The organism is Janthinobacterium sp. GW821-FHT03C08, from assembly GCF_059420905.1.
In genome coordinates, this window is record NZ_JBWKUP010000002.1 from 298,627 (window position 1) to 313,439 (window position 14,813).

Sequence of the window (14,813 nt, forward strand, 5' to 3'; positions counted from 1 at the left end):
GTACCTCTCGCACTCTCATGGAAGCATTCCTCATCTCCACCGGCATCGTCGGTCTCGCTGAAATCGGCGACAAAACCCAACTCCTGGCCTTTTTGCTGGCCGCCAAATTCCGCAAGCCCTTGCCCATCGTGCTGGCGATTTTCGTCGCCACCGTCGCCAACCACGCGTTTGCCGCCGCCGTCGGCGCCTGGATCACCAGCATGCTGGGACCCGACGTGCTGCGCTGGGTACTGGGCGTCTCCTTCCTGGCCATGGCCGCCTGGACCCTGATCCCCGACAAGCTCGATGAAGAGGACACCAAGCTGGCCAAGTATGGCGTCTTCCTGACCACCCTGATCGCCTTCTTCATGGCGGAAATGGGCGACAAGACGCAGGTGGCCACGGTGGCCCTGGCGGCGCGCTACCACGACATTTATTCCGTCGTGCTGGGCACCACCTTCGGCATGATGCTGGCCAACGTGCCGGCCGTGTACCTGGGCGACAAGATCGCCAACCGCGTGCCGCTGCGCCTGGTGCATGGCATCGCGGCACTGGTATTTGCCGTGCTGGGCGTGGCCACCCTGCTGGGTGCGGGCGCGGCCCTGGGCTTCTGACACGCCTCTAAAAATTTCTTATTTACAATGTTCATGTCGATATTTACAATACCGTCGACATGGATATTGGCGCGCCGACGCAGACTGGTCAGCGCGCTTTTTTAAGGAATGTATGCAGTTCAATGGAAAAATGGCGGCGCTGTGCCTGGCCGCTTGCGCCAGCCATCCCCCTGCCGCCACGGCGGCCCCCGCGAACCGCCATGCCTTGCCAGCCGCGCGGCAGGCCGGCCCTGAAGTCCGCACGCGTGACCTGCTGCTGTTCGGTGCGGGCCTGATCCTGCTGGCCGGTCGGCGCCGGCCCGAACACGAAACGTGGCAAGACTCCACGACAACGCTACAGCAGCAGTAGCACCGCATACTCGCGGCCTTCGTCGCGCAGGGCAATGCTGTCGCCAGCCTGCGCCACGCCATCGAGCGACAGTCCCGCCGGCCGCCCCTGCGCCTTCTCCACCGTGATGGCATAGCTGCTGGCACCGAAGCGGTAATGCAGCTTGAAGGTATGCCATTCGGCCGGCATGTTCGGCACCACGCGCAGCACGTTCGCTTCGCGCGTCAAGCCGAGCAGGGATTCGACGATCAGGCGGTACAGCCAGCCCGACGACCCCGTGTACCAGCTCCAGCCACCGCGTCCCACATGGGGCGCCACGGCGTACACGTCGGCCGTCACCACGTAAGGCTCGACCTTGTAGCGCGCCACCGCCTGCGCGTCGCCCCCGTGGCGCACGGGGTTGATCATGCGCAGCAACTCCCACGCCTTGTCACTCTCGCCCAGGCGCGCAAACGCCATCGCCGTCCAGATGGCCGCATGCGTGTACTGGCCGCCGTTCTCGCGCACGCCCGGCACGTAGCCACGGATATAGCCGGGGTTCAGGCTGGATTTGTCAAATGGCGGATCGAGCAGCTGGATCACGCCCGAATCCCGCCGCACCAGGCGGGCATCGACCTGGCGCATGGCGCCCGCGACGCGCTCCTTGTTGGCGGCGCCCGACAGCACGCCCCAGCTTTGCGAAATCGAATCGATCTGGCATTCCTCATTCGTGTGCGAACCTAGCGGCGTACCGTCGTCGAAATACGCGCGCCGGTACCACTCGCCATCCCACGCATGTTCCTCGACATTGGCCGCCAGTTTCACGGCTTCGTCGCGGCAGAACTGGGCGAAGACTGCATCGCCGCGCAGCACGGCGACTTCGGCAAAGCGCTGCAGCACTTCATACAGGAAGAAGGCCAGCCAGACGCTTTCGCCCTTGCCGTGTTCTCCGACCTTGTCCATGCCGTCGTTCCAGTCGCAGGAACCCATCAAGGGCAAGCCGTGCACGCCCAGGCGCAGGCCATGGCGGATGGCGCGCACGCAGTGCTCGTACAGGTCGGCCGATTCGCCCGAACGCACGGGCAGGTCGTAGTAGGAATCCTCTTCCGGCTTGACGGCGCGCCCCTCGATGAAGGGCGCCACCTCCGACAGCACATTGACGTCGCCCGTGGCGATCACGTAGCGGCAGGCGGCCAGCGGCAGCCACAGGTAGTCGTCGGAGCAATGCGTGCGCACGCCCCGGTCCGACGGCGGATGCCACCAGTGCTGTACGTCGCCCTCGACAAACTGGTGCGCCGCGCACAGCAGCAAGTGGCCTCGCAGCAATTGCGGCGCCGTGTGGATCATCGCCATCGCGTCCTGCAGCTGGTCGCGGAAACCGTAGGCGCCGCCCGACTGGTAATAGCCGCTGCGCGCCCACAGGCGGCAGGCGATGGTCTGGTACATCAGCCAGCCATTGGCGATCACGTCCAGCGACGGGTCGGGCGTCTCGATGCGCACGGCCCCCAAGGTGTTTTCCCAGTGCGCGCGCACCGCGTCGAGCGCACTGCGGGCCGCGTCCTTGCCCGCATGGCGCTGTACCATGGTGCTGGCGTCGGCATTGCGGCGCCCGCCCACGCCGAGCAGGAAGACGATCTCGCGTTCCTGCCCCGGCTGCAGCTCGAACGGCACCTGGATCGCGGCGCACGGGTCCAGCCCCGTGCCCGCCTTGCCGGACAGGCGCACGCGGCGCAGGGCCGCCGGCTGCGCCAGGCTGCCGTTGCGGCCGATGAATTCATTGCGGTCGCAGGTGATGGAACGGATGCTGGCATCCGTATTGAAAAAGCCGACCCGGCCGGAAAACTCCGTGTTGTAGTTATTGCGCGCAAACAGGGCGCCGCTGATCGTGTCGACCTCGGTGGCCACGTGCATGCCGGACTTGGCGCGCAGGTCGGCCAGCACCCATTCCACGTAACCCGTGACGGACAGGCGGCGCGGCACGCCGCTGTCGTTACGCACCTTGATGACGGAATATTTGACGGCCGCGTCCAGCGCCACATAGGTGCACAATTCGGTGGCGATGCCCCCTTCGCTATGCTCGAACACGCTGTAGCCGAAGCCGTGGCGCGTCACGTAATCGCCGCTGCCGCGTGCCGGCAACGAGGTGGGAGACCAGAACTGGCCGCTCTGCTCGTCGCGCACGTAGAACGCTTCGCCGGACAGGTCGGACACGGGGTCATTCTGCCATGGCGTGAGGCGGAATTCATGCGCATTCTCGCTCCAGGTATACGCCTGGCCCCCTTCGGACACCACCGTGCCGAATTGCGCATTGGCCAGCACGTTCGACCACGGCGCCGGTGTTTGCGCATCGTCGCCGGTGGTGATCACATATTCGCGGCCATCGGGCGTAAAACCGCCCAGGCCATTTTTCAGGATCAGCTCACGCGCCGGCGCACGGTGCGGCACGCCGCCATGCACGCGCGTGGGGTCCTGCAGCAACGGCGGCATGCGCAGCACGGGGCTGGGCGGGCGCTTGACCTGTTCGGCCAGGGTGCCGCGCAAGTCGCTGATGATGGCGCGCGCCACCGATTGCAGCAAGATGCGGTCTTCATTGGCAATCTGCTCGGCCAGACGCACGAAAATGCCCCCCGGGCGGTCGATCGCCTGCGCATCGATGCCCGAGGCAATCAGGCCCATGATCTGGTCATGCAGCAGCTGGCGGTAACCCGACTGCTCTTCGTACCAGATCACCAGGTCCACCACCAGTCCCTTCAGGCGCCAGTAGGCGTGCGCCTGCACCATCTGGCGCGCCAGCTCGATGTTGGCGGTATCGCGTATCTGCAGCAGCACGATGGGCAAGTCACCCGAGATGGCGTATGCCCACAGGCCGGACTGGCCGCGTTGGTTCTTGATCAGGACACTGGCTTCGGCGCGCAGCGAGGCATTCGGATAGATCACCGCATTGGCCAGGCGCGCATACAGCTGCGCATCGGCCTCGCTGGCGTTGAGCTGGCGCAGCACCACCTGGCTGTGCGTCCAGGCCAGTTCAAACACGCGGTCGGCCAGGTGGCGGTCCTGGTATTTGTCGATCAGGTGCAGTGCCGCCTCGCGCTGCTCCACCATGCCGGTGACGCTGTCGACCGTGACCGCCTGGTCGGGTGCCAGGGTGATGACATAGCGGATCGCCACGATGGGATCGAGCACGGAGCCGTGGCCGCCGCCCAGCGGCCCGTCGTCCTGCAGCGCCTGCGGCAGCTGCGCCGTGTTGCCGCGGCCGATGAAGCGCGCGCGGTCCGTCTCGAACGATACCTCGTAGCGCTCCGCGTCATGCACCGTCATCACGTGCAGCAGCCACGGCATCTGTTCATCCTTGGAGCGGGGACGGCGCGTGCACAGAATCGCATTTTCCTGGGCCAGGATTTCCGTCTGCACGAATAGTTTGCTGAAGGCCGGGTGGGCCGCGTCGGCCGCCGCCGGCGCCATTACCACTTCGGCAAAGCTGGTGATCTCGATGCGCCGCTGGCGGTTCGAATTATTGCTGATACGCGTACGGCGGATTTCGATGTCATCCTCGGGCGAGACGACGATTTCCGTGTACAGATCCAGGCCATGGTCGGCGCGGCGGAACTCCGCCCGCCCCTCGGAAAAGATCACTTCATACTTCTTCGGCTCGGCCAGGGTCGGCTGGTACATGGTGGACCAGACGGCACCGTCGTCGAGGTCGCGCAGGTAGCAGAAATTGCCCCAGTTATCGCGCGTGCTGTCCTCGCGCCAGCGCGTCACGGACAAGTCTTTCCAGCGGCTGTAGCTGCCGCCCGCATTGCTCACCATGACGTGGTAGCGGCCGTTCGACAGCAGTTGCGTTTCCGGCACGGCGCTGTTGGCCTGCGTGAGGATGCGCATCGGCATGGCCTGCTCGGGCGCGCCGCTGCGCAGCACCGCCAATTCGGCCGTGTTCGAGTAAAACGCGCCTGCCTGCGGCGTGCGTTCCTGCAGCACCAGCAAGGCCGATTGCAGCAAGGGATCGGATTCGAAACGGCGCTGCATGGGGCGGTCGTGCAGCAGGTAGCTGAGGGCGAGAAAGCCCATGCCCTGGTGATGCACCATGAAGGAACGGATGACGGCGCTGGTCTGGCCGCGCGGCAGGCGCGCCGTGGTGAAGTCAATCGCTTCGAAAAAGCCGTAGCGTCCCATGTAGCCGGCCGCCTGCATGCGCTGCAGGTTCTGGCATGACGCTTCCGGCTGCACCATCAGGCCCATCATGCTGGCGTACGGCGCTACCACCAGGTCGTCTGCCAGGCCCCGTTTCAAGCCCAGTCCGGGCACGCCAAAGGCCCGGTACTGGTAATTCAGGCTGGCATCGACCGTGTTGTAGCCGGACTCGGAAATCCCCCACGGCACGTCGCGCTGGCGGCCGTAATCAATCTGCGCCTCGATCACGGAGTGATAGGTCTGGTCAAGCAAGGTGTTCGGATAGTTCGGCATCACCAGCAGCGGCATCAGGTACTCGAACATCGAGCCGCTCCACGACAGCAGCACGGGCTGGCCCGCCACCATGCACAGCTGGCGACCCAGGGCAAACCAGTGTTCCTGCGGCAGCTGGCCCTGCGCGATGGCGATGAAGCTGGCCAGGCGCACTTCGGATGCCAGCAAATCGTAGTAGCTGGGGTCCAGGCGCCGCTCGCTGACGTTGTAGCCGATGGCCAGCAGCTTGGTCGACGGGTTGTACAGGAAAGCGTACTCGATCTGCGCAAAGTCGCGCGCCTGGCCCGCCGCGTGGGCGATGTCGCGCATGTAACGCCCCGCCTGTTCGCGGCCTTGTGCCAGCAGCGCGGCCAGTTCGGGCGACGCGCCTTCCGGCGTCTCCAGATTCGCCAGCTCACGCAGCGTCGGCATGCGCATCCATGAAGCGTCAACGCCCGCCTGCGCGGCCCATGGCGCCAGCTGCAGCAGTTCCGCCAGCGCCGCGCGGCATTGGCGCGCCAGTGCGCCGGTCCACATGGCCAGCTCGCCACCTTCGCTCTGCAAGGTCAGCGACAGCAGCGCGTCGGCCGCGCCATTCGCTGCGCCCAGGTAGGTGTGCCATTCGTCCAGGCTGGCCGGCGCCGCCGGCGCCTGCAGCAAGGCCAGGTTGTCGCGCATGGCCTTGCCCTCGCCTTCGGCGGCGATGAACTCCTGCAGCACCTGCGCCGTCGTGCGGATGCCCTGTACGGTCTGCGCGCCGACGATGGGCGCGTCATACAGTTCCACCAGCCCGGGCTGCAAGGTCAGCAGATGGCCGGCCAGGTTGCCGCTGTCGACCGTCGAAATGTACATCGGCTGCAGCGCCTTGAGCGTCTGCGTGTCATACCAGTTATAGAAGTGTCCCTGGAAGCGTTCCAGTTCGCCCATGGTGTGCAAGGTGGCGCGGCTACGTTCGATCAGCTGGCCCATGGTGACATAGCCGAAATCGTAGGCCGTCAGGTTGGCGAGCAGGGCCAGGCCGATATTCGTCGGCGAGGTGCGGTGCGCTACCACCAGCGCGGGATGCTCCTGCATGTTATCGGGCGGCAGCCAGTGGTCATCGGGACCGACGAAGGTGTCGAAGTAGGCCCAGGTCTTGCGCGCCACGCCGTGCAGGAAGCGTCCCTGCTCGGCCGACAGGCGCGCCACGGCCCGTTCGATCGGGCGGCTGATCCACCAGGCGATGGCGGGTGCGGCCAGCCATAGCAGCAGCACCACGGCGGCGGCGGGCAAGGCGTCGGGGCGCCAGGCCAGCAAGGCGCCAAAGGTGGCCAGCGCCAGCGCGGGCGAACACCACATGGCGCGCCAGCTGTCCGCCTGCGAGCCGGAGGAACTGTGCAGGTTCGAGGCGCGCCAGTCGAGCAAATGCTTGTGCGACACGCCCAGGCGCCACAGCGTGCGCGCAATGGCGTCCAGGCTGATCCAGGCCTCGTACGGCAGGAAGACGAGGGTCAGCATGGCATGCGAGAACTGCACGCCGCAGCGCCGCTCAAAGGCGGCCAGATGCTGGCGCCACAGGGTGTCGCGCGGTTTGCGCAGCAGGTCGTACAAGGCCGAGAACACGGGCGGCAGGAAGATGATGGCCAGCACTGCCGCGCTCCAGAAGGCCACGTGCGGCAAAAAGCCCCACACCAGCAGCAGGGACAGGGTGGTGGCCGGCGCCACGACGCTGCGGCGCAGGTTGTCGAACAGCTTCCAGCGCGACAGCATCGAGAGGGGATTGCGTTCGCGCTTGCCGGCGCGGCCCGGCACCCTGCCCAGCAGCCAGCCGATCAGTTGCCAGTCGCCGCGGATCCAGCGCTGGCGGCGGCTCACGTCGGCGTCATAGCGGGCCGGATATTCCTCGTACAGCTCCGAGTCGCTGAGCAGGCCGGCGCGCAGGTAGCAGCCTTCCAGCAGGTCGTGGCTGAGGATTTTATTGTCGGGCAGGCGCTGGCCCAGCACGCGCTCGAACATGTCGAGGTCATAGATGCCCTTGCCGATGAAGGACCCCTCATAAAACACGTCCTGGTACAGGTCCGAGACGGTACGCGTGTATGGGTCGATGCCCGGTTCGCCGCCGCACAGCAGCTCGTAGCGCGAAGCGTTCGCGCTGGGCAGCGCGACGGCCACGCGCGGCTGCAGGATGCCGTAGCCAGCCACCACGCGCGTGCCGGCCGCGTCCAGCACGGGACGGTTCAGCGGGTGCATCATGGTGGCGATGAATTCGCGCGCCGCGTCGCGCGGCAGCAGCGTATCGGTGTCGAGCGTGATCACGTACTTGATGGTGCGCAGGCCGCGCAACTCGCCTTCCACCAGCGAGAATTTGTCGCGCGCGCCACCGCGCAGGAAAGCGTTCAGGTCAGACAACTTGCCGCGCTTGCGCTCCTGCCCCATCCACGCATTCTGCTGCGAATTCCACAGGCGCGGACGGTGCAGCAGCAGGAACGGTCCCACATGGCCCAGCTCTTCGCGATCGGCCGGCTCGCCGTTTTCCTTGAACTCGGCGCCCTCCACGCGGTACTTGTCATTCAGGCCGCGGATGGTCTCCTGCGCCTGGCGCAGCAAGGCGTCGTCGCCGGGCAGGGTTTGCGCGTCCGCATCGACAAAATCCGTCAGCAGGCAAAAACGCAGGTTCGGATCGCGGTTGGCCAGGTAGCGCACTTCCAGCGCTTCGCACAGGGCCGCCACGTTGTCCCGGCTGTAGATCAGGGTCGGCACGACCACGATGCCGCGCGCATCCGACGGAATGCCGGCCTGGTAATCCATGCGCGGCAGCGGATGCGGCGACGTCATCAGGGTCGCCAGCCAGTTCACCACGGCCACGGCCAGCTGGCTGCTGCCCAGCAGCGCCAGCACGCCCAGCGCCACCAATGGCCAGCCCTGCACGCCATGGCGCACGGCGCGTTCGAGCAGCAGCGCGCTCGTGGCCAGGGTGAGGAACGAGATCGCGCCCAGGTAGACGGCCAGCGGCGCGGCACGTGCCGTCTGCTGCAGCGCCTCGACGAAGGGCAGCTTCGCGCCGGCCTGCTTTTCCAGCACCAGCACGCCCCGTCCCACCAGGTAAAAGCCGATGTGGCCGCGGCGTACGTCATTGCCATTGCCGTGCGTGTGCGCCAGCTGCACCACCATCTCGGCCACCTCCACTTCGCTGCGCGCGCTGCGCTTGGCGATGCGTTCGATGGCGTGGCGGTAACTGTCGCGCGTGGCGAAATCCATCAGTCCATACGTGCCGGCCGGATCGAGGCGCAGGGTCTGTTCGACCACGCTCATGGTCTCGACGAATTCCTGCCAGTCCATGGTGCCGAGAAAGCGCAGGCTGCCGATGCTGTTGGCGATCGATACCTGGTCGGCCGCCTGCTGTCCGATCTCGGACTGGATCTGCTGTTCGATGGTGAGGCCCGACTCGGCCAGTTTGTGCGTCAGCCACGACAGGGCCAAGGTGAGCGACGGGCTTTGCCCCTGCAGGCGGCGCGACAGTTCCGCCACGAAAGCGCTGGTAATGGGCGGATTCGAGCGCGCCATGTCGGCCACCAGCAGGATCAGGCCGCTGGGATTGCGTTCGGCGATCTCCGTCATCTGGTCGGCCCAGGTGTTGGCCAGGTCGCGCTGCATGCGGTCGTCGGCCACGCGCACGGCCACGCGGCGCAGGTTTTCGATCAGCGCCAGGCGCAGCATGATGGGCACGGCCCACAGTTCGCCCAAGGTGAGGGTGGCGACGTCCTGGTAGGCTTCGACGAAGTGGCACAGGTTTTCCAGGTCGACGCGGCCATCGCCATGCGAGATGATTTCCAGCGCAATTTTATACACGCGGGGGCAGCCTGCATCGGGACCCGACGTCAGGCGCGGCAGCTCCTTGCTGTAGTTCTTCGGCAGGTGGCGCCGCGTGGTGCGGATCTGCTCTTCGATCAGGTAGAAATTATCCAGCAGCCACTCCGAGGCGGGCGTGACCTGGCGCCCGCTCTTGACGGTGGCCGTCAACTCATTGACGGTGGCCGTGATCAGGGCCGCATTGTCGGCCAGGCGCGCCAGCAGGCGGTCGCGGCCATGATGCCGTCCCACCACATGGCCGGCCGCCACGTGCTTGCCATGGGCAGCCATCTGCATGGCACTGAATAATTCCGAACGCAGGGGCAAGGCGTCGTCGCGCGCGGCGTCGAAGGTATCCTGTGCCAGGGTGGTGTCGCGGAAGATTTCCTTGACTCTGGAAAGCTGTTCCTTGATCTGTTGCGTGACGACTGCTGTGTACTCTTTCAACTTGGGCCTCGCTAGGTGCACGCAGGCAGCCGGCGGCCACTGTCACGCGGGCCCAGTCAGGAGAAACAAGATCGGACACTGGCGAGGACGGAAAGCGAAGCGCCGGAGCGTTGCGACGAATCTCAGGGTAGAGGGAGATTTTCTGAACTTCATCGTAGGGGTGCACTGCGCGCAAGACCGTGCGCTAGCGTACATACCCGGCGTTTTAGGGGCGTGCCGGCAAAGAAATCAGCACGCTGAACGGGAGAAAGATGCTGATAGGAAATGAACAGAGACAGGCAAAGGGCGGCACCGCGCGTGCCAGGACGCGGCGCCAGATTTCAAAAGGACAACTTCAGGCCGCGATGGCCAGCGGATGGTGCGTGGCTTCCGCCATCGCCATGCCGCCGTTGAGCTGCCAGGCGGCGGCATGGCCCAGACGGCGCAGGCAGGCAGCGGCGCGCGCGCTGCGGTTGCCGCTGCGACAGAAAAAGACCAGCGGGCGCTGTGGCTGCCGCAGCCATGCGTCGACCTGCCCTGCCAGGCGGCTCAGCGGCACGCTGCGCACTTCGCAGCCCTCGAACACCTGTCCCGTGCAGGCCGCGTGTTCATACGCCTCGCGCACGTCGACGAGGATGGCCTCCGGATGCTGGCGCAGGAAAGCCGGCAGGCTGGCTGCGTCCAGCTGCAGTTCGGCGCCGGCAAGCACCTCCCCCTGCAACGCGCGCACGGTGCTGCAGATGCTGCTGTCGTCGCCTGACGCGCACAGCACCGTGTCTGCCGTCACGAGTCCGGCAACCCGCAAGGATGCGATGGCCTGCGGCGTCAAGGCACCGATGAAGGCAAAGCGCTGCTCCAGCAGATACACATGCGTGTCCTGGCTGTCGCCGCACTCGATCCGGCGCAGGCGCTGGTGGCCCAGGGCCAGCTCGCCGTCGATATCAAGGTGGCCCACTTGTTCCATATCCAGCGCCTGCAGCAGCGCCAGGCGCGCCACGCCGTGATCAACAGGCGGCGCCGTGTGCACGATGGCGCGCAAGGCCAGCTGCTGGCAACGGATGAAAGCGGCCAGGCGCGGCACCAGTGCGGCGGCGGGATCGATGACGACGCAACTGGCGCTGGCAGCGTCGCTGAGCAGCCAGGTGCACTGGCCATCGACGCTCAGCTGAATTATGCCGTCCTGCGCGCCGTCCTGCGGCGACGGCGCCAGCGCCGACGGCAACAGGCAACTGCTGCGCAGCGCTGCGCCACAGCGCTCGATGCGCGCGCAGGCGGCGGCGACGGTCGCCGCGTCGATCAGGGGGCCGAACGACAGGCGGATGGCGGAACTGGCGCGCCACTGCGGCACGTGCATGGCTTCGAGCACATAGCTGGGCAGGGCCTTGGCGGCGGAGCAGGCGCTGCCCGAGCTGACGCGCACGCGCGCCGCGTCGAACAGGTCCAGCAGCTCTTTCGAAGACAGGCCCGGCACGGAAAAATTGAGCGTCGTCGGCAGCGACAAGTCGCCCGGCATGTTGAAGACGATGCCGGGGAACGCCTGTTCCAGGCTGGCCATCAGGCGCTCGCGGAAAACGCTCAGCTCGGCGTGGCTGCGAAAGGTCGTCCCGTCTTCCAGCGCGGCCAGCACGGCGCCCAGGGCCGCGATGCCTGCCATGTTTTCCGTCCCCGAGCGCAACCCCGCTTCCTGGCCGCCGCCCATCATCAAGGGCGTGAATGGCGCGCCGGCGCGCACGTACAGCATGCCGATACCTTTCGGGGCATACAGCTTGTGACCAGAAAACGGCGCGTAGTCGATGCGCGTGGCGGCCAGGTTCAGTTTCAGCTTGCCCAGCGCCTGCACGCAATCGACCATCCAGTAGGCGTCCGCGCCCCGTTCCTGCAGCAGTTGCGCGATGGCGGACAAATCGCTGACGACGCCCGTTTCATTATTCGCCGCCATCGTGCACAGCATGGCGGCGTCGCCGATCAGCGCAGCGAGCGCCTGCAAGTCATGGCGCCCCTGCGCATCGACGGGCAGCTTGCGCACTTCCAGGTTCAGGCCCAGCAGACGGTTCCAGTGCGCCAGGCTCTCCGGCACGGCCTTGTGTTCGGTCGCGCCGTACAGCAGCAGGCTGCCGATGCGCTGGCCCGCATCGCGCCGTTCGCGCAGCGCGCACAGGGCCGACAAGACGGCCGTCTGGATGCCTTCGGTGGCGCCGCTGTTGAACATCAGCCTTCCCTCGCCCGCTCCCAGCAGGCGGCGTGCCCGCTGGCGCACGCCATCCATCATGGCCTTGGCCTGCAAGCCCGTCGCATGGGTGCTGCTGGGGTTGCCGAAGCCCTGCTCCATCGCCTGCCGGGCGGCGGCAACGGCGGCGGGCAGCACGCAGGTGGTGGCATTGCTGTCGAGGTAGATTTCTTTCATGATGGCAGTCTGGAGATTCTATAAAAGGGGCAGCGATAACGGCTGGAACGTATGGACAGTCTACCGGCACGCCCCCGTGAAGATATGCCAAAAGACACTGCAAAACAGGTAATATGCAGCATATTCATGCTACCCAATTGATAATCATAAAATGAATTCACCTACCGTGACACTCGACAAGTTCGATTGCGCCATCCTGGCCGCCCTGCAGCAGGACGGCACCTTGTCGATCGCCGCCCTGAGCGAAAAAATCGGCTTGTCCAGCACGCCCTGCTGGAAGCGGGTCAAGCGGCTGGAGGAAGAGGGCTATATCGAGAGCCGCGTGGCCATCGTCAACCGGCAAAAGGTGGGCTTGCCCGTGACCGTGTTCGTCAGCGTGCGCACCGGGCAACACGACGAGAAATGGCTGCGCCGCTTTGCCGCCGCCGTCATCGTCCTGCCCGAAGTGCAGGAATTTCACCGCATGAGCGGCGACATCGACTACCTGCTGAAAGTCGTCACCACCGACATCAAGGGCTACGACACCTTCTATAAAAAACTCATCAAGGCGGTGCAGCTGACGGGCGTCTCATCCGCCTTTTCCATGGAACAAATCAAGTGCAGCACGGAATTGCCGCTGGAATTGATCGCCCACGGCTTGCCTGTCTGACGCATTTTCAGGCATCGCCATTCATGCATGAAAAATTCACATGCTTGCCCGTTTTTTACGTTGCTGCAATGCAACATAAATTAACGAAAGGTATCGACGCAAGGGCATGGCAGGAAGCACTGCCGGTATACTGGCGCCTTGTCTGCCCGCCGCGCAGACCTTAGTCCAAGGTTCTCCATGTCATTGCTCCGCCGCCTCTCCATCCAGAAAAAACTGCTGTTCAGCATGGGCCTGTGCCTGCTGCTCTTCATGGCGATTTCCTCGTTCCTCAGCGTGCGCATGAGCAGCGATTACGTGCGCGAGCGCGTCGTCGGCCAGGAATTGCCGGCGCAGGTGGGCGAGATCCGCAACGACGTGCTGCGCCAGATCAGCCAGCCCCTGTCCGTGGTGCAAACCATGGCCAACGATGTCTACCTGCAAGACTGGGAAGACGCGGGCCTGCCCGACAGCGGCATCGCCACCTTCCAGCGCTACGCCACCGTCGTCAAGGACAAGAACAAGGCGGCCTCGATCAACTGGGCTTCCGCCAGCACGGGCAAGTATTTCACCGCCGATGGCTTGCTGCGCACCTTGGACAAGAACCAGGCGGCTGACCAATGGTTTTATCGCTTGCTGGCCAGCGACAAGGCGTACACGCTCGACATCGACAAGGCAGAAAACTCAAGCGACCTCATGCTGTATCTGAATGCGCGCGGCCAGACGGCGGGCGGCAGGCAGATCGCCGCCGGCCTGGGCCTGTCCATCAATGCACTGGCCGACACCATCCGCAGCTACAAGATCGGCCAGACGGGCCATGTCTACCTCGTACGCGCCAACGGCGTCGTGCTGGTGCACCGCGACACGGCCCTGGCCGATGGCAAGCATGCACTGAAGGATCTGCCAGGCTTTAGCGATAGCCTGAGCAAGAGCCTGCTGACGGGCAACAAATATGCGTACGCCATCTACGACGCACCGGCGGGACGCCAGTTCGTCGCCGCCTCCTTCGTGCCGGAACTGAATCTGTATGTGATGGCGGAAGTGCCGGAGACGGAAGTGCTGGGTAATGTCACGCGCTCGGCCCTGATCGCCGCATTGATCGCCGGCCTCGTTGGCGGCGGCATCGCCCTGTGCGTCATTTACGTCATCAGCCGCGCCATCGCCGCGCCCGTCGCGCGGGCGGCCGATATGCTCGGCGAGATCGCCAGCGGCAACGGCGACCTGAGCCGCCGCATGCCCGTCGAGTCGGAAGACGAGGTCGGTGCGCTGGCCGCCGCCTTCAACCGCTTCGTCGCCTCGCTGAACGTGACGATACGCGAAGTTCGCGACAGTACCGGGGCCATTGCGAGTGCATCGAGCCAGATCGCCTCGGGCAACCTGGACCTGTCGGCACGCACGGAAGCCCAGGCATCGAGCCTGGAAGAAACGGCTGCCGCCATGGAAGAGCTGACATCGACCGTGAAACAGAATGCGGATAACGCACGCCAGGCGAATCAGCTGGTGGTATCGGCCTCGAGCCACGCCGTCAAGGGCGGCGAGGTGGTAGGCCAGGTGGTGCAGACGATGGGGGCGATTACGGAAAGTTCGCGCAAGATCGCCGACATTATCGGCGTGATCGACGGCATTGCCTTTCAAACCAATATCCTCGCCCTGAACGCGGCGGTCGAGGCAGCCCGTGCGGGCGAACAGGGCCGCGGTTTTGCCGTGGTGGCCACGGAAGTGCGCAACCTGGCGCAACGCTCAGCGGCGGCAGCCAGGGAAATCAAGGACTTGATCGTCGACTCGGGCAGCAAGGTGGAAGCGGGCAGCAAGCTGGTCGACTCGGCCGGCGCCACCATGCAAGACATCGTCGTCTCCGTGCAGAGGGTGGCCGACCTGATGGGAGAGATCGCTTCGGCCAGCCAGGAGCAAAGCCAGGGCATCGCGCAAGTCAATGCGACCGTCACGCAGATGGATGACGCCACCCAGCAAAACGCGGCCCTCGTGGAAGAAGCGGCGGCGGCAGCCCAGTCCCTGCAGGATCAGGCGGGCCGGCTGGCGCAGGTGGTCAGCGTCTTCAAGCTGGAAGAAACGGGACATGTGGCGCCGCAGCAGCCTCGGCAGCCAGCACACAAGCCCATGCTGCCCACGCCAGCGCGCCCGAAAGCGCCGGCCAGCGATGCGTGGGAAGAGTTTTAAGGAAGTTTG

The 14,813-nt window shown here is 65.5% G+C and carries 6 protein-coding genes; 4 read left to right on the top strand and 2 right to left on the bottom strand.

What is annotated here, in order from left to right:
• Positions 1-17 precede the first annotated feature (17 nt).
• Both AC07VL_RS03795 and AC07VL_RS03800 read left to right on the top strand, forming a co-directional pair.
• Entirely contained in the window at positions 18-593 is a 576-nt protein-coding gene (locus AC07VL_RS03795) for a TMEM165/GDT1 family protein (protein WP_494804661.1), read from the top strand.
• Between the two features lie 112 nt (positions 594-705).
• The gene (locus tag AC07VL_RS03800; protein WP_494804662.1) at positions 706-942 is read left to right on the top strand and encodes a hypothetical protein; all 237 of its coding nucleotides are present in this window, start codon (positions 706-708) and stop codon (positions 940-942) included.
• On the opposite strand, the gene AC07VL_RS03805 is transcribed toward AC07VL_RS03800, so the two are convergent.
• Entirely contained in the window at positions 928-9,555 is an 8,628-nt protein-coding gene (locus AC07VL_RS03805; protein WP_494804766.1) for a glycoside hydrolase family 94 protein, read from the bottom strand. The two genes, AC07VL_RS03800 and AC07VL_RS03805, sit on opposite strands and share 15 nt — an antisense overlap.
• 397 nt (positions 9,556-9,952) lie before the next feature.
• On the bottom strand, positions 9,953-12,001 hold the full coding sequence (locus AC07VL_RS03810; RefSeq protein WP_494804663.1) for an aminotransferase class V-fold PLP-dependent enzyme: 2,049 nt from the start codon (positions 11,999-12,001) through the stop codon (positions 9,953-9,955).
• 151 nt (positions 12,002-12,152) lie between these two features.
• Between AC07VL_RS03810 and AC07VL_RS03815 the strand changes: the two genes are divergently transcribed.
• Both AC07VL_RS03815 and AC07VL_RS03820 read left to right on the top strand, forming a co-directional pair.
• Positions 12,153-12,650 (top strand): Lrp/AsnC family transcriptional regulator, encoded by a 498-nt coding sequence (locus AC07VL_RS03815; protein ID WP_494804664.1) that lies wholly within the window; start codon positions 12,153-12,155, stop codon positions 12,648-12,650.
• Positions 12,651-12,827: 177 nt separating this feature from the next.
• Entirely contained in the window at positions 12,828-14,804 is a 1,977-nt protein-coding gene (locus tag AC07VL_RS03820; protein ID WP_494804665.1) for a methyl-accepting chemotaxis protein, read from the top strand.
• Positions 14,805-14,813: the final 9 nt, after the last annotated feature.